Source organism: Pseudomonas sp. LB3P93 (assembly GCF_054898025.1).
Genome location: NZ_CM142713.1, coordinates 3,907,139 through 3,931,351 on the forward strand (window position 1 = coordinate 3,907,139; position 24,213 = coordinate 3,931,351).

29 protein-coding genes and 1 pseudogene are annotated in these 24,213 nt (G+C 58.0%); 18 read left to right on the forward strand and 12 right to left on the reverse strand.

Translation table 11 applies throughout. The annotated features are described in order from the left end of the window. The first annotated feature begins 4 nt into the window (after positions 1–4). Together ACYZT8_RS17695 and ACYZT8_RS17700 are read left to right on the forward strand one after the other, a co-directional pair. Positions 5–967: an alginate O-acetyltransferase AlgX-related protein gene (locus ACYZT8_RS17695; RefSeq protein WP_461974619.1), complete on the forward strand. Its 963-nt coding sequence runs from the start codon at positions 5–7 to the stop codon at positions 965–967. After that, positions 964–1,827, forward strand: a complete 864-nt coding sequence (locus ACYZT8_RS17700; RefSeq protein WP_461974621.1) for an alpha-amylase family protein — start codon at positions 964–966, stop codon at positions 1,825–1,827. Before ACYZT8_RS17695 ends, ACYZT8_RS17700 begins: the two co-directional genes overlap by 4 nt. An 11-nt stretch (positions 1,828–1,838) precedes the next feature. Here the strand turns inward: ACYZT8_RS17700 and ACYZT8_RS17705 are convergent. After that, a pseudogene (locus ACYZT8_RS17705) lies at positions 1,839–2,086 on the reverse strand (VOC family protein). Between the two features lie 223 nt (positions 2,087–2,309). Here ACYZT8_RS17705 and ACYZT8_RS17710 point away from each other — a divergent pair. Both ACYZT8_RS17710 and ACYZT8_RS17715 read left to right on the forward strand, forming a co-directional pair. Continuing rightward, complete coding sequence (locus ACYZT8_RS17710; protein WP_461974623.1) at positions 2,310–2,828, forward strand: hypothetical protein; 519 nt, start codon at positions 2,310–2,312, stop codon at positions 2,826–2,828. 33 nt (positions 2,829–2,861) lie between these two features. Continuing rightward, positions 2,862–3,518, forward strand: coding sequence for a hypothetical protein (locus tag ACYZT8_RS17715; RefSeq protein ID WP_461974625.1), 657 nt, complete (start codon positions 2,862–2,864; stop codon positions 3,516–3,518). 160 nt (positions 3,519–3,678) lie between these two features. Here ACYZT8_RS17715 and ACYZT8_RS17720 read toward each other — a convergent pair whose 3' ends face one another. The 4 genes from ACYZT8_RS17720 to ACYZT8_RS17735 form a co-directional block, all read right to left on the reverse strand. Continuing rightward, positions 3,679–4,887, reverse strand: a complete 1,209-nt coding sequence (locus ACYZT8_RS17720; RefSeq protein WP_461974627.1) for an MFS transporter — start codon at positions 4,885–4,887, stop codon at positions 3,679–3,681. Positions 4,888–5,380: 493 nt separating this feature from the next. Next, complete coding sequence (locus ACYZT8_RS17725) at positions 5,381–5,896, reverse strand: GNAT family N-acetyltransferase (RefSeq protein WP_461974629.1); 516 nt, start codon at positions 5,894–5,896, stop codon at positions 5,381–5,383. 31 nt (positions 5,897–5,927) lie between these two features. Beyond that, complete coding sequence (locus ACYZT8_RS17730; protein WP_461974631.1) at positions 5,928–6,317, reverse strand: c-type cytochrome; 390 nt, start codon at positions 6,315–6,317, stop codon at positions 5,928–5,930. 38 nt (positions 6,318–6,355) lie between these two features. Continuing rightward, positions 6,356–7,321: a GlxA family transcriptional regulator gene (locus ACYZT8_RS17735; protein ID WP_461974633.1), complete on the reverse strand. Its 966-nt coding sequence runs from the start codon at positions 7,319–7,321 to the stop codon at positions 6,356–6,358. A 105-nt stretch (positions 7,322–7,426) separates the two neighbouring features. On the opposite strand from ACYZT8_RS17735, the gene ACYZT8_RS17740 reads away from it, so the two are divergent. From ACYZT8_RS17740 to ACYZT8_RS17755, 4 genes are all read left to right on the forward strand, one after another. After that, positions 7,427–8,002, forward strand: a complete 576-nt coding sequence (locus ACYZT8_RS17740) for a thioesterase family protein (protein WP_461974635.1) — start codon at positions 7,427–7,429, stop codon at positions 8,000–8,002. 75 nt (positions 8,003–8,077) lie between these two features. Then, positions 8,078–8,386 (forward strand): DUF7693 family protein, encoded by a 309-nt coding sequence (locus ACYZT8_RS17745; protein WP_461974637.1) that lies wholly within the window; start codon positions 8,078–8,080, stop codon positions 8,384–8,386. A 187-nt stretch (positions 8,387–8,573) separates the two neighbouring features. After that, a complete protein-coding gene (locus tag ACYZT8_RS17750; protein ID WP_461974639.1) occupies positions 8,574–10,259 on the forward strand; it encodes a sensor domain-containing diguanylate cyclase in 1,686 nt (561 codons plus the stop codon). A gap of 127 nt (positions 10,260–10,386) precedes the next feature. Next, positions 10,387–11,718 (forward strand): IS4 family transposase, encoded by a 1,332-nt coding sequence (locus tag ACYZT8_RS17755; RefSeq protein WP_461974571.1) that lies wholly within the window; start codon positions 10,387–10,389, stop codon positions 11,716–11,718. Positions 11,719–11,774: 56 nt separating this feature from the next. On the opposite strand, the gene ACYZT8_RS17760 is transcribed toward ACYZT8_RS17755, so the two are convergent. Further along, positions 11,775–12,110, reverse strand: a complete 336-nt coding sequence (locus ACYZT8_RS17760; RefSeq protein WP_461974641.1) for a hypothetical protein — start codon at positions 12,108–12,110, stop codon at positions 11,775–11,777. Positions 12,111–12,262: 152 nt separating this feature from the next. After that, a complete protein-coding gene (locus tag ACYZT8_RS17765) occupies positions 12,263–12,661 on the reverse strand; it encodes an MFS transporter (protein ID WP_461974643.1) in 399 nt (132 codons plus the stop codon). Between ACYZT8_RS17765 and ACYZT8_RS17770 the strand changes: the two genes are divergently transcribed. From ACYZT8_RS17770 to ACYZT8_RS17780, 3 genes are all read left to right on the forward strand, one after another. Continuing rightward, the gene (locus ACYZT8_RS17770) at positions 12,654–12,812 is read left to right on the forward strand and encodes an alpha/beta fold hydrolase (RefSeq protein ID WP_461974645.1); all 159 of its coding nucleotides are present in this window, start codon (positions 12,654–12,656) and stop codon (positions 12,810–12,812) included. The genes ACYZT8_RS17765 and ACYZT8_RS17770 overlap by 8 nt on opposite strands. A 6-nt stretch (positions 12,813–12,818) precedes the next feature. Continuing rightward, the gene (locus tag ACYZT8_RS17775) at positions 12,819–13,109 is read left to right on the forward strand and encodes a hypothetical protein (RefSeq protein WP_461974647.1); all 291 of its coding nucleotides are present in this window, start codon (positions 12,819–12,821) and stop codon (positions 13,107–13,109) included. Between the two features lie 660 nt (positions 13,110–13,769). Further along, positions 13,770–14,063, forward strand: coding sequence for a DUF3077 domain-containing protein (locus tag ACYZT8_RS17780; RefSeq protein ID WP_461974649.1), 294 nt, complete (start codon positions 13,770–13,772; stop codon positions 14,061–14,063). Positions 14,064–14,223: 160 nt separating this feature from the next. Here ACYZT8_RS17780 and ACYZT8_RS17785 read toward each other — a convergent pair whose 3' ends face one another. Then, positions 14,224–15,159 carry a Ppx/GppA phosphatase family protein gene (locus ACYZT8_RS17785; protein ID WP_461974651.1) on the reverse strand — a complete coding sequence of 312 codons (936 nt, stop codon included), beginning with the start codon at positions 15,157–15,159 and terminating at the stop codon, positions 14,224–14,226. A gap of 199 nt (positions 15,160–15,358) precedes the next feature. On the opposite strand from ACYZT8_RS17785, the gene ppk2 reads away from it, so the two are divergent. Further along, on the forward strand, positions 15,359–16,276 hold the full coding sequence (gene ppk2, locus ACYZT8_RS17790; protein WP_461974653.1) for a polyphosphate kinase 2: 918 nt from the start codon (positions 15,359–15,361) through the stop codon (positions 16,274–16,276). Between the two features lie 82 nt (positions 16,277–16,358). Here ppk2 and ACYZT8_RS17795 read toward each other — a convergent pair whose 3' ends face one another. After that, positions 16,359–16,817, reverse strand: a complete 459-nt coding sequence (locus ACYZT8_RS17795; RefSeq protein WP_461974655.1) for an arsenate reductase ArsC — start codon at positions 16,815–16,817, stop codon at positions 16,359–16,361. A gap of 217 nt (positions 16,818–17,034) precedes the next feature. Here ACYZT8_RS17795 and ACYZT8_RS17800 point away from each other — a divergent pair, with 217 nt between their 5' ends. Continuing rightward, positions 17,035–17,487: a thiol-disulfide oxidoreductase DCC family protein gene (locus tag ACYZT8_RS17800; protein WP_461974657.1), complete on the forward strand. Its 453-nt coding sequence runs from the start codon at positions 17,035–17,037 to the stop codon at positions 17,485–17,487. Further along, complete coding sequence (locus ACYZT8_RS17805; protein WP_461974658.1) at positions 17,484–17,852, forward strand: DoxX-like family protein; 369 nt, start codon at positions 17,484–17,486, stop codon at positions 17,850–17,852. Before ACYZT8_RS17800 ends, ACYZT8_RS17805 begins: the two co-directional genes overlap by 4 nt. A gap of 72 nt (positions 17,853–17,924) precedes the next feature. Here ACYZT8_RS17805 and ACYZT8_RS17810 read toward each other — a convergent pair whose 3' ends face one another. Beyond that, on the reverse strand, positions 17,925–18,569 hold the full coding sequence (locus tag ACYZT8_RS17810; protein WP_461974660.1) for an HD domain-containing protein: 645 nt from the start codon (positions 18,567–18,569) through the stop codon (positions 17,925–17,927). Positions 18,570–18,827: 258 nt separating this feature from the next. Between ACYZT8_RS17810 and ACYZT8_RS17815 the strand changes: the two genes are divergently transcribed. After that, positions 18,828–19,889, forward strand: coding sequence for an alpha/beta fold hydrolase (locus ACYZT8_RS17815; protein ID WP_461974662.1), 1,062 nt, complete (start codon positions 18,828–18,830; stop codon positions 19,887–19,889). Between the two features lie 94 nt (positions 19,890–19,983). Here ACYZT8_RS17815 and ACYZT8_RS17820 read toward each other — a convergent pair whose 3' ends face one another. Both ACYZT8_RS17820 and ACYZT8_RS17825 read right to left on the reverse strand, forming a co-directional pair. Next, complete coding sequence (locus tag ACYZT8_RS17820; protein WP_461974664.1) at positions 19,984–20,442, reverse strand: metallophosphoesterase family protein; 459 nt, start codon at positions 20,440–20,442, stop codon at positions 19,984–19,986. 111 nt (positions 20,443–20,553) lie between these two features. Continuing rightward, a complete protein-coding gene (locus ACYZT8_RS17825; protein WP_461974665.1) occupies positions 20,554–21,153 on the reverse strand; it encodes a TetR/AcrR family transcriptional regulator in 600 nt (199 codons plus the stop codon). A 149-nt stretch (positions 21,154–21,302) separates the two neighbouring features. On the opposite strand from ACYZT8_RS17825, the gene ACYZT8_RS17830 reads away from it, so the two are divergent. The 3 genes from ACYZT8_RS17830 to ACYZT8_RS17840 all read left to right on the forward strand — a co-directional run bounded on the left by ACYZT8_RS17830 (position 21,303) and on the right by ACYZT8_RS17840 (position 24,172). Further along, positions 21,303–22,403, forward strand: a complete 1,101-nt coding sequence (locus ACYZT8_RS17830) for an alkene reductase (protein WP_461974667.1) — start codon at positions 21,303–21,305, stop codon at positions 22,401–22,403. A gap of 68 nt (positions 22,404–22,471) precedes the next feature. Further along, positions 22,472–23,260, forward strand: a complete 789-nt coding sequence (locus ACYZT8_RS17835) for an SDR family NAD(P)-dependent oxidoreductase (protein WP_461974669.1) — start codon at positions 22,472–22,474, stop codon at positions 23,258–23,260. A 42-nt stretch (positions 23,261–23,302) separates the two neighbouring features. Continuing rightward, complete coding sequence (locus tag ACYZT8_RS17840) at positions 23,303–24,172, forward strand: alpha/beta fold hydrolase (protein WP_461974671.1); 870 nt, start codon at positions 23,303–23,305, stop codon at positions 24,170–24,172. The last annotated feature ends 41 nt before the right edge of the window (positions 24,173–24,213 follow it).

Below are 24,213 nucleotides of genomic sequence, written 5' to 3' on the forward strand. Positions count from 1 at the left end.
TCAATTGAAATCTCGCCTGCCGGTTCCCGCCCTGATCGCCGGCTTGCTATTGAGCCTGTCCGGCACCCACGTTCTAGCGGCCTCGGCGGTGATTACCGGCGAAGGCGGCTGGCTGTTCCCCGCTTGGGAAAGCCTGAACAAGGTCGATAACCCAGCGGCGACCCGCAACATTGCGCTGGTGAAACAACTCCAGCAGCACCTTGCGCGGGAACACATCGGCCTGGTCGTGTTGGTGGTGCCGATGAAAGCACCGTTTTATGCCGCGCGCCTCCCCGCCGATCAGTCGTTGAGCCCGGCCGTGATACAGCGCTACGAGCACTTGCAGAGCGAACTGACTCACGCAGGCCTGACCACGCTGAACATCAAGCCCGTCCTGCAACGCACCGAACATGGCAAACAGACGGCGTTTTATCGCGCCGACTACCACTGGACAGCCTGGAGCGCGGAAAACACCGCCAACGCCACGGCGCAACTGATTACCGAGCGTTATCGCCTGCAAGGCGAACCCGGCGGTGGCGCGGTGCTGGGCCAGTGGTTCGACCGACGCGCATTCGGTGACCTGGCGAGCAATTTCCTGCCGGCGATCAAGCGCAAAGCGATTGGTCGCGACATCTACACGGTTCGCCATCAGGCAGAAAACGACTTGCTGATCGATGACGCACCGGCACCGGTTCAGGTGATCGGCAACAGCTTTGTCCAGCCTTACCTGGGCTTTACCCAAAAGCTTTCCAATGCCCTGGACCGTCCCGTCGCACTGACCTGGAATCCTGGCGATGTCGGCCCGTGGGCTACGCTGCTGCAATACCTGGAGTCGGCGGATTTTGCCCAACACAAGCCGCAAGTGATCGTCTGGCAATTCAATGAGGGCCAGTTCCACCTCGGCCCCGATGCGGCGGCCAACTGGAACGCCAAAGGCGTCACCTCGCTGAGCCAATGGCATCAGCGCATCAACAAGGCACTTCCGTGAACATTCTTGGTTACACCGCCAGTCGCGCGACCGTTGCGGGTCTGTTGTTTGCCGTCATCCTCGGCACCGGGACCGGCACGCTCTACGTGACCAACAAAAAGGCCTCGGCCCCGGACATCGTCGGCATCGTCTGGCAGCCGGATAACAAGACCGTCGGCATCAACGGCCATTGGGAAAAACTCGGGGCTCGTGAGCTGCTGGTGCAATGGACCGTCGTCGACGATCAGGCATTCATTCCCGGTACCGGCCTGCCCAGCGTACCGGTCCTCCCCGATTGGGCACGCATCGCCAAGGCCCCCTGGGCGCAAGACGTCATCCTCGGACTGGCCGGCTATTTCAGTGAGAACCGCTCACGGGACAACATCGAGCAACTGGCCGCTGTCTCGGAGCGCATCGCCAAATTACCGACACCCTTGCACGTCACCGGCTGGTATTTTCCCGCCGAAGTCGACCCCAGCTGGACCCGCGCCAAGGAGCTGCCCGCCCTGCTGGCCAAGCTACCGCGACCGTTATGGATCAGCGTGTATGACGGCGCCAATATCGGCCCCGCAGCCACCGCTGAATGGCTCAAACAGTGGTTGCCGAATGACATTGGCGTGTTCTTCCAGGACGGCGTCGGGGTCTACGCCCGCACCGCACCGGTCGCCAAAACCTACGCCGACGCTTTGCGCCAGCACCTGGGCAAGGACCGTGTGCGAATCATCGTCGAGGCCTTCCGGCCCAACTTCGGTGGTGGATTCCGCTCCGCAACCGCCGCCGAGTTGAAAACGCAATTGTCGGCCTATGACGGTTATCCGCTTTACCTGTTCGATGGACCGCACTATTTGACGCCTGAGTTGGTGGAGCAATTGGCGCGGTAACGTCAGCCGGGTTAACCCTTAACCGCCGCTTCGATCGCCGCAACGTCGATTTCCCCCATCGTCATCATGGCGTCGAACGCGCGCTTGGCCGCCGCTTGATCAGGATGGTTGATGGCGTCCGTCAGGACGCGCGGCGATAGTCGCCAGGCGCGCGAAGGATGGTTCCCACCGCACTATCAGGAAACGTCTTGGCGTAGAACGTCGCGGCGTCCAGTGCGGCACCGTCGTACCAGAGACAAATCGTGTTTTTGCTGACCATTCTGGTTCTCCAACATAGGGGAATGAATGGATCATTCTAGCTGAGGGGCCAGCCGGACTATTTCGCCTCGTCGTACACCTCCCGCCCTGAGCACGGCCGTTCTTTAGTGCCTCTCTTTAGAAGCTGACTGGGCCTTTACAAGATCTAGTACCATAAGGCCAGCATTGAATAATGGCCGGGCCCTGACATTTCAGAGAGGCCCGCAGGTATCGGGGAGTGGTTGATGTTCGGCAATGACAAGTTTGGCGGGTATGCGCTACTGGCTGGAGCGGTGGCACTCAGCGGTTGTACGTCACTCTTCCAGGGTAAGCAGTATCTCTTTCCCCGGCCGGATGAACCTTCCGCGACGGTTCGACTTAAATATGAACGTGGCGCCAGCCTGGACGCCATGACCTTCAACGAATCAGGTTGTTACGCGGGTTTCACACCATTGACCTACACCAACGATTTTTTTGAAGCGCCGGTAGCCGTGGGCAAAGAACTGGTGTTGACGTACCGGCACGTAGTCGGGGGCACTGTGTGCCAAATACCATTTTCCTTCACACCTCAAGAGGGAGCCGTTTACACGTTGAAGTCGGGTTACTGGAGTGAATCCAAACCGGGAATCCTGCCCATTTTCACGAACAATCAGTATCACTGCGGAATTGGGGTAATCAAAAAAATCGGCGCTCAGGAGAGCGTTGAACCCATTCAACAGCTGCGTATCAAGACGCGTTTTGCGTGCCTCACGTTTGTCAAATAGAAGCAAAAGACCACCGGCCCGGAGGGAGAATGCATGAGCTATATTGACACGATCAAACATGAGCTAGTCGGCTACATCAACGGCTTGCCGATCTATCATCCTCTTGAACTAAATAAAGCAGGAAGATGGGGTAAACATGACTTCTCATGCGCCCCCGACAATCTGGTTATCGGAGGTGGGGCTGGCGAACATCCGGCTATAGTTATCCACGGACTTGGATCATTAGTGGCTGCGTATATTCTTTTTTGTATTGAAAAAAACACAGAGCACTTTCCTGAAAGATTTACACCTCCACCCGAAGAAACAATTAGCCGACTCAGTGATATTGCGTATGACACAGAGGTGAACCTAGAGTTTTGCGGTTGGTCGATGAGCACAACCCGAGATTTTGTAGAACTGGCAAAATCTCCTTTACACGTAACGCCTCTTTCGCAGAAACAAAGTCCAGAGGAATGGCTGAAGGAATCGATTGGTGAATTTGTATATTTTTCCCTTCCCGAACTAAACCCCTACCATGAAGAGATCAACAACCTTCCCGGCATGGAAAACTGGCTCCCTGGTTACTGGATGTCTAACGTGACATGCCCACCGCCAAACTACATTAAAAGCAAACAGGAGTCACTTCGGGATTCTCATTTCAAAGAGCACGGTTTTTTTCGCTGGGATTATAGTTATCCGCCAAAGGAATAATAATCGTGCGCCCGGACTTACCAACCGATCACCCAGAATAAATGAATAGTCTCGCCGCGATACTCAATGAAAAGCCCGGCCTGACCTGCCGGGTTTTTTCGTGCGTCAAATAAATCAGTCCCCAATCAACACTAATAAATCAGTCCCCAATCAACACTGATTACTGGAAACCTGGCTCGGCGCAAACCGCTGACGTGACGCGAAGTTTAGGTAGCCCCAAAAGCACGATCACCACCATGGCCAGCCCCGCGACAATGGCCACACCGAAGCCTGCCTGCGCGCCATGGACGTCAATGACCAGGCCCGCCAATACGCCGCCGAGCGCTACGCCAATGCTGATGCCTGTCGACATCCACGTAAGTCCTTCGGTGATCCGGGACGGTGGAACAATGATCGTACCGAGGTTCATGACGATGACCATCGTTGGCGCGAATGACACACCGGCCACAAACAGCATCCCCGAAAGGATGTAGACGTCCGTCGAGAAAATGGGCAACACGGCTGTGACTGCCGTTATCAGTACGCCGATAAAGAACTGTTTTTCAATCGGCAAGGAAACCCTTAGCGCGCCGAACGTCAGGCCCGCGATCATGGAGCCGAGCGCATAGGCTGCCAGGATGAAGCTGGCGGACGCTGGCCAGTCTTGTGCGTTGGCGAAGGCAACAACCGCCACGTCGACCGATCCGCCAATCACACCCATCGCCAAGAGCGCCAGCACGATGGTACGAACACCGGGGATAAGCAGGATCGAACTTGCGCTCCTTTTAATGCCAACGACCACCTTCGGTTCTGTCTGGCGCTGCATAAGAAAAGCCGTCACGCCGACAACCAGCAACAAGACGGCTACAAGAGGCCCGGCTTCGGCGAAAAAGCTGACGCTCAAACCAATGGCAAGTGGGGGGCCGATGATAAAGGCGAGTTCAGTTAGCACCGTATCCAGGGAGAAGGCTGTGTGTAATTGCGGCTTGCCACGGAAAAGCTGCGACCAGCGTGCTCTTATCATGGCGGACATACTTGGCATCGTGCCCGCCAATGCCGCAAGTATAAAAAGCAGTACGGCCGGCGCTCTCATGTAAACAGCCAGTATCAACGCCAGCAACATGCCAATGCTGAAGGCCGTCACAAAAGGCAGAACCCGACTCTGCCCCCGCTGATCAACCAGTTTCGAAACTTGCGGGCCAATCAGCGCATTCGCCAAACTAAAGGTACCGGCGACCGAACCAGCCAGCCAATAAAGCCCCGTCTGCTGCACAAGCATGGTAATTATGCCGATGCCGATCATTGCCTGCGGCAGACGGGCAATGGAACTCGCGATCACCAACGCCATGACGCCCGGGGTGGTGAGAAGTTCGCGGTAGGGATTTGCCATGATTCCTCCTGTTTATACTTCGACGCTGATGAGTAGCCCGTTGCATGCGACGCAAACTAATGGGGGGCGGTATATCGGCGAGTGAACGGTGTATCTGAGCAAGCACATAAGTGCGCAGTTACAAAAACTGCAACAGCCCCACTTGCATACAGTTGAGCGTCACCATCACTTCTGGCGAACAGGGTCGATTGAAGATTTCTCGAATAGATGACGAATCAGACAGATAAGTTGAATAGTTAAAAATGACTGGGTCATGCATCCTTGCCTCCAAGAAGCAAACAACATCACTTCTATTGATTTATTACACCTACATCATGTAAGCGCAAGTCCATATAGTACTATCAGATGAAACAATGATTCTGGATTGTTTCCAGTAACAGAAAACTCAAGTTACAGCTCCGGGGACCATCAAAAACAAGAGTCTACCCATGACCCATCGAAGTCAACAACGCTCGAGAACGCCCAGTACCTCGCACCCGGAAACGCGCGCTAATCAGCTGCGACCGCTCCTGTAAACAAAACTCGGCGCCTGCCCCGGTACGTCGTCCAGCACGTCGACACGTTGCATGCCGATTTTTTCCAGCACGCCTATCGAGGCGGTGTGGGCGGGTCTGACCAGCGCAAAAACCTCAGGCACCTTCAGCTCGTCGAATCCATATTCAAGCGACACCCTGCTCAACTCAGTCGCATACCCCTGGCCCCAAGCGGACACGGCAAATCGATAACCAAGGTTCAGCCGCTCGACATCGCCGTACTTGCGCAAACCAATTCCGCCGAAACCAATGACGCCATCCGGATCAGCACGGGGGGCGATGGTCCACAGCCCGTAGCCGTGAATGGCCCAATGGCGAACCCAGTCACTCAGCAGCGTTTCAGCCTGGTCAATATGGGTCAAAGGCCCGGCCGGGTTGTATTGGTTCGTGGCAGGGTCGCCGTAAATAGCGAACAGGCCGGCCAGGTCTTCGGGTTGGGGTGGCCTTAAAAGCAATCGCGAGGTGGTTCGTTGCATCGCTTTTGATCCTTGGCGAATGTCGGGAAGCCTATTGCGGCTGAAAGGTCTGGAGGTACGCCAACAGGTTTTCGATCTTTTCCGGATCGCTGAGCCCCCAGAAAATCATGCGGGTGCCAGGGACCACTTCCTTTGGCGCTTCAAGGTACGCGGTCAAGGTTTCGCGGGTCCAGATGATGCCGGCTGATTTCATCGCGTCTGAATATTGATAATCCGTACTGCTGCCCGAAGCGCGTCCAAAAATGCCATTGAGTTGCGGCCCAAACGAACCCCGCGCCGACTCCCCGACCTGATGGCAGCCGCCGCAAATCCGCTTGAACAATGTCGCGCCCGCTTCAGCATCGCCGCCCGCGTGTGCCTGCGCGCTGAACAACCCGGCATTGAGCACCAAGGCCAGGGTGAGTGCTGCGGCTTTCTTCATGTCCTGCTCCAACTCATCTGTGGCTAATCGCTTGTAAATCAACTCGCACCCGGTTGAAATTTCTTCCGGTAAGCCGCCGGCAGCAACCCCACTCGCTGGCGGAAAAGTCTACGGAATGAATTGCCATCTTCGTAGCCCACGGCGTACGTGATGCTGTCCAGTGTCATTCGCGTGGACTCAAGCAACTGCTTGGCCTTCTCCAGACGCAGGGTTTGCAGGTAGGTAATCGGCGTGTACCCGGTAGCCTCCTTGAAGCGCCTTTTGAAGTTGCGCACGCCGAACCCGAAGCGCTGGGCGACATCGTCAATCAGCAGCGGTTGATCGAAGTGCGCCTCCAGCCAGTTTTGCGAGCGCAGGATGTCGCCATCCCCGTGACTCTTCGGCATCGACCACATGACATACACCGATTGCTCGCTGCGCACCGTGTCGACGAGCAAGTATTTGCCACATTTCTGCGCCAGATCCAATGAGGCAAACCGGCGCACGAGGTGCAGCAAAAGGTCCATGGCGGCACTCGCGCCGCCGCTGGTGATCACGCGGTTGTCCTCGCAGAGGATCTGCGTTTCCTCCAGACAGACCTCGGCATACCGACGACGAAACAGGTCTGCAAAGGCCCAGTGCGTGGTTGCCCGAACGCTATCCAGCAGGCCCGCTTCGGCCAGCATGAACGCCGCCGTACACATTGAAGCCACCACCGCACCCTGCGCGTGCTGTTGACGCAGCCATGGCCCATACGCCGAAAATGCCGGCAAGGCGTCCCTCAGGGTGAAAAGGAACCCGGGGATCAGCACCAGATCGGTTCGCGGGACCTCGTCGGTGGACAGGTCCGCGCGCAGCGTCTGCCCTCCCCACGCGGCGACATCATTGCCATCAAGGGAGGCAATGACAACTTCAAAAGGCGCAACCGCCGTGTCTGCGAACAGATTGGCGGCGCTGAGCACTTCCAGAGCCATGGTGGCGCTGGCAGCGGAACATTGGTCCGCCAGTAAAAGAGTGACGTGCATACATGAACCCATTGCGCTTTTCGCATGAAAAAAGTCATTTGCGCACCTACCTTACCTGATCCCTCCGGCCTAAAGTGCACCGGTCACTCAATCATCGGCGTACTTATGAATCTCTGGTTCCGACTGTTCCTCATGCTGTTTCGTCGTCCGTGGCGCAAGCCAGTCGATGCCCTGGACACCACCGTCATCCGCCTGCGCGTCTGGCCGCTCGACCTCGACCTCAACCGCCACGTGACCAATGGCCGTTACTTCACCCTGGCCGACCTGGGACGCATGGATTATGTGTTGCGCAGCGGTGCAATCCGGGTGGCGCTGCGCAACAAGGCGGTGCCGATCGTTGGCGATACCTGGGGAAAATTCCGTCGTGAGTTGAGGCTGTTCGAAGCCTTCGAGATTCACACCCGGATGCTTGGCTGGGACGACAAGTGGAGCTTTATGGAACATCGCTTCGTGAGCAAAGGACGCGTGGTCGGCGTCGTCGTGATGCGCGGCCTGTTCCGCGCAGGCAAAGGCACGGTTGCACCCGGCGAGTTCGCCCGGGAACTGGGATTGGCGGAGCAATCGCCACCGATGCCGCAGTGGCTGACAGACTGGTCGCAAAGCTGCAACGACATGAGCCTTGAGCTTCGAGAGGAGGAAGGTCAGCCTGCCCGGCGCCCGCGGACAGTCGAAGAGGTTTGAGGTGCCAGTTCTCCGCTGACAGCGGCAAGCGCAGACTCTATCCTGTGCACCCCCGCGACTTCACCGGAGAACTCTGTGCCACCCCTGACCGCCCGCGAGGTATACCAGCAGTTGCGCGACGCTGCGCTGGAAGTTCGACCTCTGTTGCGCCTCGCCGAACAATCCGAGCCCGGCCACGTGCAGGTCGATATCGAAGGCTGGCGCCTGAGCCTCGGTTTCGACGGCAGTCGTCTGCTGCATTGCCAACGTTGCCAGAGCCCGGACGGCCGCGAGGGTGAACTCGACCGCTGGCAACGTTACGGCACCGACCCGGTCAGTTTGCTCAGCACCTGGGAGTTGGCGCAGATTGAGCGGCTGCTGACGGAATTCAAAAACGCGGTTTGACCGCCTTCCAGTCAGGTTTGTAACGCTGCATCTGCTTCACGTCATCGCGCTAGCGAATGTTTCGCGACATCGACCTGGGCGGCTCCCCAGCGCCCGATCCACCCGGGCCATGAAAGCGCCGCCACTGGCACCCACCCGACCATTGCGCATACCATGCCGCGACTCCAAAAACTTCAGCCGGGCCCCCATGATCAAAGCCAGTCTGCGAAGCCACCTGACACTCTGGTTTGCCGGTTTGTCGCTGCTCACGCTCGTGAGCGTGGGTTTCTACGTGGGCCACATCGCCACCGAGCAGATGAAGCAAGCGAGCGGCAATGCGTTGTTGAGCACGGCAAGGTCTGCTGCCGAGTTGTTGGGCGCCCAGTTGCATGAACGTCAGCTCGAAGTGTCCCTACTCAGTCGGGCGCCGCTTTTCAAGCATGGCGACCTGGACGATCCGGATATCTTGTCGTCGATGGAGCTGCGTTCGCAGTCCCGCGCCGAGTACGCCTGGATGGGCGTGGCGGACGACAGCGGACGTGTGCGGCAAGCCGTGAATGGCCTGCTGGTGAATCAATCGGTGAAAGAGCGCCCCTGGTTTCAAGCCGGTTTGCGCGGTGCCTACACCGGCGATCCGCACGAAGCGGTCTTGCTGGCCAAACTGTTGCCGGGAACCGCCAGTGGCGAACCTTTGCGCTTCATCGATTTCGCCGCGCCGATACGCAATGCCGACGGCCAGGTCGTCGGCGTGCTGGGCGCTCATGCCCACTGGAGCTGGGTGACGCGGATTGTTGACGCGGCGGTGCTGCGAAAAGACATGACGCCTGAAGTGGAGGCGCTGATTGTCGACCGCGACGGCAAAGTGCTCTACCCGGAATCGCTCATGGGGCAACGCGTGCCAAACATGCCGCTGGCCCGGGAAAACCATTCCGACACCTCTGGCTGGTCAGTGGGCAACGGTTACCTGACCAGCGTTGTCGCGGTGCCGACGCCATCGAGTACCGACCTTGCGTGGTCCATCGCCGTACGGCAACCCCTGGACATCGCACTTCAGCCTGCACGTATTCTGTTTTACAAGTTGCTGGTGCTGGGCGTCATCGCCGCCATCGTGTTCGGCCTGGTGGCCTACTACCTGGCGCTGTACCTCAGTCGCCCGATCGAGCAGCTGGCAAAGTCAGCCAAACAGGTACAGAAACAACAACCCGGTGTGATCTTCCCCCGCGATCATTCGGTGCGAGAAATTGCCCAATTGGGCCAATCCCTTCAGGGCATGACGCAGTCCTTGCTCGGCAAGGAACGCGAGTTGCAGGAGGCCAATGCGTCGCTGGAAGCCACGGTCGCACAACGCACCGCCGCCCTCACCCGGGCCAATGCCGAGTTGTTGAAACTGGCCACCCACGATGCACTGACCGGCGTGTTCAACCGGCGGCGATTCGACGAGAAACTGGACGAGTGCAACCTGCTGTTTCAACGCACCGGACGACCCTTCGCGTTGCTGTTCATTGACGCCGACCACTTCAAGCAAATCAATGACACCCACGGCCACGCGATTGGTGATGAAGTGCTGCACCAACTCGCCCGGCTGATTCAGGACACCACCCGCGCCACCGACTTCGTCGCCCGTTACGGTGGTGAAGAGTTTGCGGTGCTGTTGCCGGAAGTCGAGGAGCCCGAGAGTCCCGAGGTCGTTGCCGAGAAAATCCGCGCCGCGATTGCCACGGCCACTTTTGCCACGGTCGGGCACGTCACGGTCAGTATCGGCATCGGGCTTGCCGAGTCATCGGACAGCAATACGACCGCGCTGATCAAACGCGCCGATCAGCAGCTCTATCAGGCGAAGTGGTCGGGAAGGAATCGGGTGGCGCAGCAGGCTCGCGTGACGGAGCGCCACTGACCGCCCCCAACACTTCAAACTCCAATGAAAAAGCCCGGCTTAGCCGTAATGCTGTTCACTTAAGTATTTGAGTCCAAGCCGGGCTTATCCGAAAATCCGATGCCAGACTTCTGGCATCGGATTTTTTATGTCTGTTCAACAAGATCTGCTCGACCTCGGCGACCTTTTCAACTTTTGTGACCTGAGTACTTTCACCCAAAACATTCCCATCGAGTGGGTAGCGTCTGCGCTGGATCTTTCCAGTCAGGCGACCATTCGCCGACGTCGCCTGCCCGCTGACCAAGTGCTCTGGTTGGTGCTCGGCATGGCGTTGTTTCGTGACGAGCCGGTTCATGAGGTGGCCAGACGTTTGAACATCTGCGCTCAAGGCCTGGCCACCGACCACTTATTGGCCCGCAGTGGTGTAACCGAGGCGCGCAAGCGACTCGGTGCCGATCCTGTTGAGTGGTTATTCCGCAAGACCGGGACCCAATGGGGGGCGGAGCGCTATGACGACGATGCCTGGCATGATCTGCAGGTATTCGCGGTGGACGGTGCACTTTTGCGTACTCCGGATACGCCCGAGCTTCGAGATCACTTCGGGTCGGGAAACACTCCAAGCGACCGCCAGACGCCGTTTCCGATGCTGCGCCTGGTGGCCCTGATGAATGTGCGTTCGCACGTGATCATGGATGCTCAATTGAGCCCTTATCGACGCAGTGAAATGCGCTTGGCCGACGAATTTTTGCAGCAGATCCCCGACCACTCGGTGACGCTGTTCGACAAAGGTTTCTGGGGTGCCGAGCTGCTGTCGAGCCTGAGCGGAGCAGGCATCAACCGTCATTGGTTGATCCCGGCAAAAAAAGGACTGATCTGCGAGGAAGTGGCCCGTTACAGCCAGTACGACCGTTTAGTGCGTATGAAAGTCTCGCCGCAGGCCAGAAAGCGAAACCCGGATCTTCCAACGCACTGGGAAGTACGCGAAGTCAGTTATGAAATTAAAGGCAAGGTGAAGACCGTCATGACGTCGTTGCCGGCCAAGATCTACAACACTCAAGCCGTTGCCAAACTTTACCAGGAGCGTTGGGAAATCGAGTTGGGCTTCAGGGACATCAAGAGTTCGATGCAACAGAACGCGATGACCTTGCGCAGTAAAAAAGTCGAGCTGGTCTATCAGGAAGTGTGGGGGCTTTTGCTGGCTTACAACGTGATTCGTCGAGAGGCCAGTCAGGCGGCGGTGACGTTTGGCCGGGCTCCCTCGGACATCCGTTTCAAACCCGTTTGTCAGTACATCGCCGTGCAACTGATCGTGATGGCGGCGGCTAATCCGATTTCAGCCACAGGAAGACGCTTGGCTGAGTTGAGAGCAGGGATAGGGGGATTGTTTCTGGATCACCGCCCAAGGCCTTCGAGGCCAAGGACAGTGAAAATTTCAAAAACCCGGTTTCCAGTGGACCGTAAGGCTGCTCCGCTTAAGTGAACAGCATTACGGCTTAGCCGGGCTTTTTCAGACAAACGCGTGACTGTGCGTTGCACTTACTGAACGTTTTTCAGCTTGACCACATCACCGGAGATCGTGGTGGTGTAGCCGGTCAGGACCCAAGCCCAGAACCAGTTTTCCTGCACCTGGGTGTTGATCATTGCGTCGCCGCCCTTGGCTTTGATCGCCGCGTTCTGGGCGCGAACAAAACGGTTGTTCTGCTGGATCGGAATCATGCCGAACAGCAACAGGCCAGTGGCCGTCGCTTCGCTGTGGCCGATCACCGTGTATTGGCTGCTTTCATAGTGCTGAGTGTTCATCGGAGTGCCGGTGCAACCCGCCAGAACCAGACCGAACAGAGTAACGGCAACCACTTTACTGAGATACTTCACTGAGAAACTCCATGAGATGTTGCCCGGGATCCATCTCTCGGGCGGCGCACACTCTAACGGATGAGATGGCCAATTGGTATCGCCGAAAACAGGCGACTACCGCCCCTTGGTTGGCGGCAGCTTTCGGTTCGGGTGGGTAAAAACGTTGCGACTCAGCTCTGAGTAACCGCGGCCTGCGAATGCACGGATGAAACAGGCTCTGGAGCAGGCTCATCATCCAGCCTGATAAACATCGCCAGCACCGGCCCCATCAGCACCACGGCGATCGAAGCACCGAACGCCACCGCCCAGTTGTTCCCCGTGATGTCCAGCAACCAACCGATTACCACCGGCGACACGGCGCCCGCCAGGGCCATGCCCGTGAAGGTGCAGGCGCTGGAGGTCGCGGAGTGTTCGTGGGACACCTCGGTGCCGATAACCCACAGCGGCGAGTCGGCCAGTTCCGAGCAGAAGAACGAGAAGCTCAGGCCACAGGCGCAGATGATCAGGTCGTGGGTGAACATCAGGGGAATCAAGCCAATGATCGAGGCCAGGAAGCCGAAGATGATCAAGTCGCACCTGTCCTGGCACAAGATTGCGCCGTGCCCGGCCAAGGATTTCACCGTGGTGTGCACCGACTTGCGCGGATACGGCGACAGCTCCAAACCGGAAGGGGGCGGTGATCATTCGGATTATTCCTTCCGCGCCATGGCCCAGGACTAGGTCGAAGTGCAGTCGCTGGGTTTCGAGCAGTTCTATGCCGCCGGTCACGACCGTGGCGCGCGGGTGCTGTATCGCATGTGCCTGGACCACGGCGACAAGGTGCTCAAGGCCGGTTTCGTCGACATGCTGCCGCAGCATTATTTGCTGAACAACGTGACGCGCCAGTGGGGGAAAATTTCCTGGCACTGGTTATTCATGACCCAGGACGTACCGACCTCGGAACGAATGATGAACGCCGATCCGGAGTTCTTCATCCGCCGCAAGCTGAATAACGTTGCAAGGATAAGCAGAGGTTAATATTATGCCCCCACGCTAGTGTTGTCCGTGAGATGCACCAAGCCCCAGCCGCAAACTGAGGCTTACAAAAGAACCGTCCCGCAAAGGCGGTTTTTTTTCGCCTGTCATTTGGGGCTTGGACATGTACGTTGCACCGGAGCCAGCGCTGCCACCTCGCCGAGCAGCGGGCCGTCTTCGTCGCTGGCGGTGCTCTTTTCAGAATATTGAGTGGCTTCATGTCGGAGTTGTAGGCAAAATCCGAGAGCTGCGTAAGGGGGTACGCTTTGTGCTCTTTTTGCCTTGCTACCGCCTTGTTGGTCCTCTCTTTGTCGGGATACTCTTCAGACGTCGCTGCACATTCAGCGATCGGGCGTGAGACCCCGGGGACAATCAAGGCGCAAAGCGCCACAGAACCTATTGCGGCGTTTTTTTCGTCAGCGACCAGGTTTTATGGCGGCTGTGCGTGGGAGGCTTTCGGGCCTACCGGTTACCTTGATTGCCGGGTCTCACACCACGCACGGCTGCCACCCACGCTTTTGAGACAGCTAAGTGGCAGTTCCTCCAATCAAGGGAACTGATAATGAACAAAATAAATCCGTCTGAAATACGTCTTCTTACCCACCTGCCTTCTGCGCGGTGCTGTCCGTCACCTATTCACCTTTGCGTCTATGGAGGTGATCAATGACCGAACCAACAGAAGCAAAAACCATTGGCTTCACCCCCTGCATCTATTGCGTAGACCGCCCACTGTTCCACGTCAGCGCCGGCGTTCCTGTCGACGCAGCACTGGCAATGGCTTCAGATCTACTGTTCCTGGCCAAGGCGCTTACAAAAGACGCCGCCTATGACAGAGAAACGGACCGTTTTTCGTGGGCCGCACATTATTTGACGGCAATGGGGAAGGCTGTGATTGACGATGTGGTCAAAGCGGTTACGCCACGACCTGAAAGAGCGAGTATGAAAGTCGCAAAATAGCGGCTGATCACTCCAGATGTTTGCCCCGACTTTGTCGGGGCTTCTGTAAGAATGCCACCGTGGCGCACAGACGCCTCGTCTTGGGCGAGTCCATTCAATGACAGAAATTGCGTCGCCGCAAAAGCCGTTTTGCATCCAGGTAAAGCCGCGCAGCATCCAATCAGTGCCTGGCCATCAACCCATGCAGCACCCCAAGCCTCAACCCCGCCTCGGAAGGTGTCATCTGCGCGATACCAAATACCTTGAACGCGGCCAGCATGACCACCAGACCGCCCGGCAAGGTACTCAAGCGATGGGTTTGCAAGCCCGCCAACCTGAGTTGATTGACATGCCCCGCCTCAAGCAGGCGCAACGACAAGCGCAGCAGGCCGCCATAGGTGATTCCGCTTTGGCCATCGTCATTCAAGCCGTTGGCCTTAAGGACTTTGGCGAGCATCCGCGCGGTACCTGAAGAGCCTATGGACTGCTGCCAACCCAGTGCACGGTAACGACGTGCGACCTTTTCAAAATGCACCGTGGCGACACGCTCGGCTTCCAGAAGGGCCTGGGCCGTAATGCACCCGCCATGAAAATAACGCGTGCCAAAAGTGCCGCTGCCAATGGCGATGCTTTCGGTCAACAGGGGCTGAGTGCCCTGCCCCAGAATCAACTCGGTGGACCCACCGCCAATGTCCACGACGAGGCGCATATTCGCGGCACTCGGTATCGTATGGGCAACGCCGGCATACACCAGTCGCGCTTCTTCATGCCCGGAAATCACGTCTATGCGAAAACCCAGGTGCCGCTCGGCACTGGTCAGAAACAGTTGGGCATTGTCGGCTTCGCGCACCGCGCTGGTCGCCACGGCGCGCACCCGTCCGGCCTCGAAACCGCGCAATTTTTTGCCGAATCGCGCGAGCGCTTGCCATCCCCGATCCAGCGCCAGTTCATCCAGCGCGCCGCCCTGGAATCCTTCCGACAAACGGACGGGCTCGCGCAGGGTTTTGACTTCCTGGATCACGATCTGCTGGTTCCGTTTGACCGACTGGCCAATCATCAGGCGAAACGCATTGGAGCCCAGGTCAATGGCCGCAAACAGGGAGGCGTCGCCTTTCATGGTGGGGATTCCTGGCAGATTCATCAGCCCGCGGGCGGGGTTGCGCTGGGTGTTCAAGACGGTTTGCGATGATCCTGCCATGCCTTAGGTGACACCAAGATGACACCGCCCTTTATTGGTCCCGCCCCTTCATCGTCACGTCTGCGTCATATCCCCCGGCCTAGCATGGACACTTCCACCTTCGGCAGGAGTTCCAGCCATGCTTCTAACCAATGACACTTTGGTGCAACGCATCCATCGTGAGCTGCTCGATCACAGCGACGAAGAACTGGAACTGGAATTACTGGAGGACGGACACGACCTCAACGCGCTGTTTGACGAGCACCTGAGCGACAACGACGAAAAGGAAGAAAGACGACGCTACTTCAGCGAACTGTTTCGTCTGCAAGGCGAATTGGTGAAGTTGCAGAGTTGGGTGGTCAAGACCGGGCACAAAGTGGTGATTCTGTTTGAAGGGCGTGATGCGGCGGGTAAAGGTGGGGTGATCAAGCGCATTACCCAACGGCTCAATCCGCGGGTTTGCCGGGTCGCCGCCCTGCCCGCACCGAATGACCGCGAACAGACTCAATGGTATTTCCAGCGCTACGTCTCACACCTGCCGGCCGCGGGTGAAATCGTCCTGTTCGACCGTAGCTGGTACAACCGCGCGGGTGTCGAGCAGGTCATGGGGTTTTGCAACGCCGACCAATATGAAGAGTTCTTCCGCACCGTGCCGGAGTTCGAACGGATGCTCGCGCGCTCCGGTATTCAGTTGATCAAATACTGGTTTTCCATCTCCGACCAGGAACAGCATCTGCGCTTTCTCAGCCGTATTCATGACCCGCTCAAACAATGGAAACTCAGCCCCATGGACCTGGAGTCCCGTCGGCGCTGGGAGGCCTACACCAAGGCCAAGGAAATCATGCTCGAACGCACCCACATCGCCGAAGCCCCGTGGTGGGTGGTGCAGGCCGACGACAAGAAGAAAGCCCGGCTCAACTGCATCAATCATCTGCTTGGGCAAATGCCTTATGAAGAGGTGCAACAGGCGATGATTGAACTCCCGGAACGCGAGCGTCAGGAAGACTATTCGCGCAATCCGACACCACCGGAAATCATCGTGCCTCAGGTTTATTGAGACCGGACAGACGGAGTTGTCTACCCCGTTTCGTGCAGCGGCAATCCCGATAGAGGTTGCCGCTCCACGCTCGCAGGGAGGATCAGGCTTGAGTGGTGTCCGGTGGAGCAACGCCAGCCTCTGCGCTTGAATGCCGAGTCTTTACAGTGACAAACATTTTGACGCGATCGTGAATTTCCTGGAGCGCGTGACGAAAAGGCTCGTGCCTCTCACTGCTTGCCGGGTCCTCAAAGTTCCACGTCATCACCTCGCCAGGGAACGACATCCTGTCGGCCTCTGCGGATGACTTGTCACACAGCGTAATGACATAGTCGAACGCCTGCCCCTCAAACTCTTCAATTGATTTGCTGTGCAACCCGGTTGTCTCGATGCCGATATGGTCGAGCGAATCGCGTGTGCGCGGGTCGACCTCGCTGCCCTCCACACCTGCGCTGAACACTTCAAAGTGATCGGAGTCGGTATGCCTGAGAAGGGCTTCCGCCATCAAGGAACGAATGTCATTTTTCGCGCAGACGAACAGAACACGGAGTTTATCGGTCATGGTCATTTCCCCTTTTTATTCGGTAGCGAGAGTGAACTGGATGAGGGTTGCGCTGATTAGAGTAGAGCAGCGTTTTTGCTTGTGGGGTGATCGGGCCGATGGGACGCACTTTCACAAGCTCCACGCTACTGGGCGTGGTGTAACAGGCAAGCCGAAAAGACTTTCGCCCTGACACGCGGGTATGATCCGGGATGCCCCCTCTTACGGCCCCCTATCCATGCCAGCGACCAGAACCCGCCCCTCTCCCGCGCCATTACTCCAGCCAGGCGAAACCGTGGTCCTGTTCGACGGCGTATGCAAGTTATGCAACGGCTGGGCAAGGTTCTTGATCCGCCACGACCACCACCGGCGCGTCCGCCTGGCGGCAGTGCAATCGCCCGAGGGGCAAGCGTTGCTGGCGTGGGCCGGTTTGCCCCTGGACCAATTCGATACCATGGCCGTGATCCGCGACCAGCACTACTGGGTGCGTTCGGATGCCGTCTTCGAAGTCATCGCCCAACTGCCAGGTGCCTGGCGCCCACTGAGACTGTTGCGCGCCTGCCCACGCAGGTTGCGAGATTGGGCATACGATCGCATTGCGCTGAATCGCTATCGGCTCTTTGGAAAATACGATACGTGCCTGCTGCCCAATCCCGACCATGAGCTTCGATTTTTGAAAACGCCCACGTGAGCGCCTTGAAACGCACCCACTGGATCGCCCGGGGAAGCCTGGCTTTCATGTTTGCCTACCACGGTCTGGTGCCCAAGTTGCTGTGGCTGAGTCCGGGCGAGCGGACCATGATTCAAGCCCATGGCATCCATCAGGTGGAGTTGTTTGCCTATGCTGCCGGGGTTGCGGAAATTGGCCTGGCCTTATGGATATTGCTCGCGCCACGCATTGCCTGGCCGCTGATTGTCGCCTCGACGGCGCTGGTTGGCCTGCTGCTGGATGTCGCGATCGTCAATCCATCCATGCTCAGGGATGCCTTCAATCCCGTCACGCTCAATGCGGCTGGACTCGCGCTGTGTGCGGTTGCCTGGAATACCAAGGCTTGAGCGAACAAATGTCAGCTGATCCGCGCGCGAGACATATCCCGGCCAAAAAGCCTGGTGCGCTAAGCAGAAAATTCACCGCTCCCAACTCGAGCCCAAAATGACACTGCAAAGATTCACTCGCTGAAAACCCGGATCCTTGTAGGCAAGGAAATCATCGTTGAAGGTCCCGAATGTACTCTGGGGCCGATGCTGTAGCCCGTGATAAAACGCGTCGATCATCTGATGGGCGAAGTCGGTGTCGCGGGGATAAGCGGCGATTACCGCTTCGCGTTGTTCGACTGTGAACAGCTCAAAACCACGTCCAGCCACGTCCATTCCCGCACCGGCCTGCACCAGGGCGATCTCTGAATGCATGTGCTCTGGAATGCCCGGCGTCGTGTGGAGCGCGACGGCGTTCCAGACTTTCTCGATGTCCCCTTCGGCGATGTGATGGCCACGCAGGAAATCGCGCGCGGCATTCGCGCTGTCCACCTCAAAGCGAAGCTGACTCTCGTGATAGATCGAGGTCAGCCCTAGGTCGTGGAACATGGCGGCGACGTAGAGTAACTCTGGATCGAAGGCCATTCCCTTGCGCTTCCCGAGCAAAGCGCCCCAGAAGTAGACGCGCGTGGAATGGGAAAACAGCAACTCGCTTTCGGTATCGCGAATGAGCTGCGTCACCTCACGGGCCATTTTGCTGTCGGGGATTTTCACGCTGAAAATGTCGTTCGTTGCCACGGTTTACCTCTGTCACAGATCGGCCCGTTGATCTTGAAAAGAGTACGCGCCACTCAGGTCGCAACACAGCGCCAATATCGCGAATTTCGAGTGCACCACTGTGTATCTCAGTGTGTCTGGCTATCCTCTTGATACATCAGTTTTCACCAGGCCCGGGATTCGACACAGGCCAGATACGTCACCGCGTTCAAATGCACTCAAGGTTTCAAGGGGCTCAGCCAGAACCCCTGGCCAACGGCTTGCAACGGAGACATCAGCATGAAGATGGCAATGCAGAACAAAAACGGTAAAACCCACCGCCGTCTGGTCGGCTCATCGATCCTGGCGTTTGCCCTGTTCGGCGCGCTCGGCACGGCCCACGCACAAACGCCCGCCGCACAGCCGGCCGCGATCAAGGCCGACGCCACTTACGCAACACCCTCCCCGTTCGGCCCGCTGAAGCACATCAAGGCCGGCCTGCTGAACGTGGCCTACGCCGAAACCGGTCCGGCCGACGGGCCGGTGGTGATTCTGCTGCACGGCTGGCCGTACGACATTCACAGCTATGACGAAGTGGCACCGCTGCTTGCGGCGAAGGGTTATCGAGTGTTGATGCCATATGCCCGTGGTTATGGCGATACGCATTTTCTTTCCGACAAAACCCTTCGCAATGGCCAACCGGCTGCACTGGCGAGTGACGTCATTGACTTCATGGATGCGCTGAAGATCAAGCAAGCGGTGCTCGGCGGTTATGACTGGGGCGCGCGCTCCGCCGGCATCGTCTCGGCGCTGTGGCCAGAACGGGTCAAGGCGCTGGTCTCGGTCAGCGGCTATCTGATCGGTAATCAGGCGGCCGGCAAAAACCCGCTGCCACCCAAGGCTGAATTGCAGTGGTGGTATCAGTTTTACTTCGCCACCGACCGCGGTCGCGCCGGGTATGAGAAAAACACCCACGACTTCGCCAAGTTGATCTGGCAACTGGCTTCGCCGAAATGGGCGTTCGACGACGCCACGTTCGACCGCAGCGCAAAGGCGCTGGACAACCCCGACCACGTCGAGATCACCGTCTTCAATTACCGCTGGCGTCTGGGCATGGTGCAGGGCGAGCCTCAATACGAGGCGCTCGAGCAGAAGTTGGCCACCGCGCCGTCGATCAGCGTGCCGACCATCACCCTTGAAGGCGATGCCAACGGCGCACCGCACCCTAAGCCTGAGGATTACGCCAAGCGTTTCACCGGCAAATACGAGTTCCGGCTGATCAGCGGCGGCATTGGCCACAACCTGCCGCAGGAAGATCCGCAGGCGTTTGCCAAGGCTGTGATTGATGCGGATCACCTCTGAGGCCGATCTGAAATAGCACCTTCACAACGACGGCCCGTTTTATTAAACGGGCCTTTTTTTTGCGGAAAACCCCCGGTGACCCTGCTAGCGAAAATTACTCCAACAGCGAGACAAGGCGCGGTTCCAGGGAGGTCTCAAGCACCTCCAGCAGCGCCACCGTCACCGGCAGCTTGAAACGCCGCCGTCCCGCGCTGCCGGGATTGAGATAGAGCTGATCGCCGCGCCAATCTATGCGGGGCTTGTGCGAATGGCCGGTGATCACCAACTTGATGGCTGAGTCGAGCTCGGCTGGGACATCAGCAATGTCATGCACCAGCAGCGTCTCCCATCCGTTGAGATCGAAACGAAGAAGGTCGGGGATGTTTTCTGCCCACGGGGCGTCCAGGTCATTGTTCCCGCGAACGACGTACAAAGGGGCAATAGCCTTTAGTTGATCGAGAATGTCGGCGTTGCCGATGTCGCCCGCGTGAATGATCCGCTCGCATCCCGCCAGGACAGCCAGGGCTTCGGCGCGGAGCAGGCCATGGGTATCGGAAATCACGCCAACTTTCATGCACGGCTCCGCAGCAGGATCAGGAATCGGAACGGAGTGTAACCCGGTGAGGGCGAGCAGCCTTGACGTGGTTTTTCTGCTGCCTGTTACAAATTGGGCTGGATCGACCGTCTATGCCCCTTCTTTGGGTTCATTGGCTGACATCACCGGCAATGAGGCCGTCATCTGTGCATGGCAGACCTCGAGTATTTCATCGGCCAGAGCCGAGTCATCCGGACAAGCACGCGACAGTATGATCGCGCCGACGGCATGCGCCAGCATGTCGATCATCTTCACTCTCGCGTCCCCGGGGGCCGCATCCGGACCCGATGGATACTTTTCTCCCAGCGTTTGCAACGTGCGCTCTATCCCGTCGGCAAACGCCGCCTTCAGCTTGTCCGGCTGACGCGCAGCGTCGCCGCACAAAGCAGCCATCGTGCAACCGCTGCCGCGCCCGTCCCGGTGATCCCTGGACACATACAAATCGATGAAACCCTGAATATCGAGCGCTTCGGCACCGACTAGCGATCGGGAAAGACTGCACGCAGAGGCCTCAGTCATCAGGTCAGCCTTCGAGCCGAAATGTTTGTAGAAACCTCCGTGGGTGAATCCGGCAGCTGCCATAAGGTCAGCCACGCCTACGCCGTCAAAACCTCGCTCGCGAAACACTTCAGAGGCTGTCTCGACGATGTGCTCCCGATTTGCCTGGGCCTGGGCCTTGGTCACTCTCACGTAAACCACCTCGTGTTCGCTGAAAACAACATGCGCCAATGATACATAGATGCTGAACGTAATCAAACTTGTTGACAGCTTAGATTGCGATCATCATCCTAATCGCAGACAACATCGCTACTCCTCAAACGGGCTCAGAAGAACACGACATGACCGACCAGAATCTGTTTACCCCTTACACGCTTGGCTCCCTGACACTATCGAACCGAATCGTCCTCGCTCCGCTGACACGCAACCGTGCAGGCGAAGGCTTCGTGCCGAGCGAGTTCGCTCCTGCCTATTACAGCCAGCGTGCCTCGGCTGGCCTGCTGATTTCCGAAGCCACGCAGATTTCCCGGCAAGGACAGGGCTATCAAGACACCCCCGGAATCTACACTCAGGAACAAATCGAGGGCTGGCGCAAAGTGACCGATGCCGTCCATGCAGAGGGCGGGAAAATTTTCCTGCAGCTGTGGCATGTCGGCCGCGTTTCACACGTTGACCTGCAAAGAAAGGGTGCCGCTCCGGTAGCACCCTCTGCGCTGCGTCCCGCGACTAAAGTGTTCGTCAACAATAGTTTCCAGGACGTTTCCGAACCGCGAGCGCTGGATATCAGCGAACTGCCCGGCATCGTCAACGATTTCCGCCAGGCGGCGGTAAATGCTATTGCGGCAGGCTTTGATGGCGTGGAAATCCATGGTGCGAACGGCTATTTGCTGGATCAATTCATCAAGGACGGTGCCAACGTGCGTACCGATGCCTACGGCGGCTCTATCAAAAATCGTGCGCGCCTGCTGCTGGAAGTAACGGCAGCGGTGGTCAGCGAGATCGGCGCTGATCGCACTGGCATTCGCCTTTCGCCCGTCTCGCCGGCCAACGGTGTCTCAAGCAGCGACCCGCAGGCGCAGTTCGATTACATCGTCGATCAACTTAATGCCCTGGACATCGTTTACCTGCATGTGGTTGAAGGCGCGACTGGCGGGCCGCGCGACGTGGCGCCCTTCGATTTTGGCGCACTGCGCCAGCGCTTCATTAACACCTACATCGCCAACAACGGCTATGACCTGGACCTGGCCACTTCCCGACTCGCTGAAGACAAGGCCGACCTGATCGCCTTTGGTCGTCCCTTCATTGGCAACCCCGATCTCGTGGAGCGACTCAAGACGGGCGCCCCACTGTCCGCCTTCAATCCAGCCACTCTCTATGGCGGCGGTGCGGCGGGATATACCGATTATCCGACGATTGCTGAGTCGAGCGCTGCTTCGAACTAAACGCAACGTGATCAAGCTTCGTGTTTTCGCATCAATCCCTATCGATATCCCTGAAAGGAGATAACACCATGACCACTCACCCCACCGTTCTGATCACCGGCGCTTCCACCGGCATAGGCGCTGTTTACGCCGAGCGCTTCGCACAGCGCGGGCACAACCTGGTCTTGGTTGCCCGCGACGCTGTTCGTCTGCAGACGCTCGCAACCAAGTTGCGCAGCGAACATAAGATTGCCATTGATGTGCTGCAGGCGGACCTGACCCAACTCAGCGATCTTGCGACCGTCGAAGCGCGCCTGCGCGACGACGCCAATATTGGCATCCTCGTCAATAACGCCGGCGCCGCGCAGTCCGGTAACTTCATCGATCAGTCCACCGACAGTGTCGCGCACCTGGTGGCCCTCAACACGACCGCGCTGGTACGCCTCGCCAGTGCCATCGCTCCACGCCTGGCCAAAGCGGGCAACGGCGCGATTATCAACATCGGCTCGGTGGTCGGTCTGGCTCCAGAGTTCGGCATGTCGGTCTACGGGGCGACCAAGGCGTTTGTACTGTTCCTTTCCCAAGGCCTTAGCCTGGAACTCTCCCCCCTAGGTGTTTACGTGCAGGCCGTACTGCCCGCAGCCACCCGCACTGAAATCTGGGAGCGCGCCGGTATCGACATCAATACCTTGAGCGACATCATGGAAGTGGGTGATCTGGTCGATGCCGCGCTGGTCGGCTTCGATCGTCGCGAGCCGGTGACCATTCCACCGTTGCATGAAGGTGAACGCTGGGATGCCCTGCAAACAGCGCGTCAGGGCCTGCTGTCGCAAATCAGGCAGTCCGCTGTTGCGCAACGATACCAAGCCCAGGTTTGACCTTTTCATAGCAGGCGGCCTCGCGATCTGCACGGAGTAGTAATGCCTCTCTTGGATACGAAAAACCACTTTGGATTGCCGGCGCCGTTCGAAAAGGCAGCGAACCAATCGATCACGGTTGACGGTATACCGTTCGTCTACCGTGACCTGGGACCCAAGACTGAGGTGCCGCTGGTTGTGTTCAATCATTGGGGCGCGGTGCTGGACAACTTCGACCCAAGGATCATCGACGGCCTGGCAAAAACACGTCGTGTCATCGCCACCGACTTCCGAGGCATCGGTGGCTCGGGTGGAACCGCACCACTGACCGTCGGTGAAATGGCTAACGATGCAATCGGCCTGATTCGTGCACTGGGGTTTGACAAGGTCGACCTGCTCGGTTTTTCACTCGGCGGATTCGTCGTTCAAGACATCGGCCTGAAGGCGCCCGAGCGGGTGCGCAGAATGATCCTCACCGGGACCGGACCGGCCGGTGGCGCAGGCATCGACAGGGTCGGTTCGGTGGCATGGCCCTTGATGATCAAAGGCTTGCTGACGCTGCGAGATCCCAAGTTCTACCTGTTCTTTACCTCGACGGTCAACGGGCGCCAAGCCGCATCGGCGTTTTTGAAAAGACTGAAAGAACGCAAGAAAGGTCGAGACAAAGGCCCGACGCCCACCGCGTTCCTACGGCAGTTGAAAGCCATCACCGCGTGGGGCAAACAGGCGCCACAGGACCTCGGTCGCCTGCGGATCCCTACACTGATTGCCAACGGCGACCACGACATCATGGTGCCTACAATCAACTCAATCGCGCTGGCGAATCGCATCCACAACGCGCAATTGATCATTTACGCAGACGCCGGGCACGGTGGAATTTTCCAACACCATGTTGATTTTGTGGCAAAGGCTTTGGCGTTTCTCGACGCCTGACAGCATCGAGTCTTATCGCATCATCGCTGTAGAGGCTAACC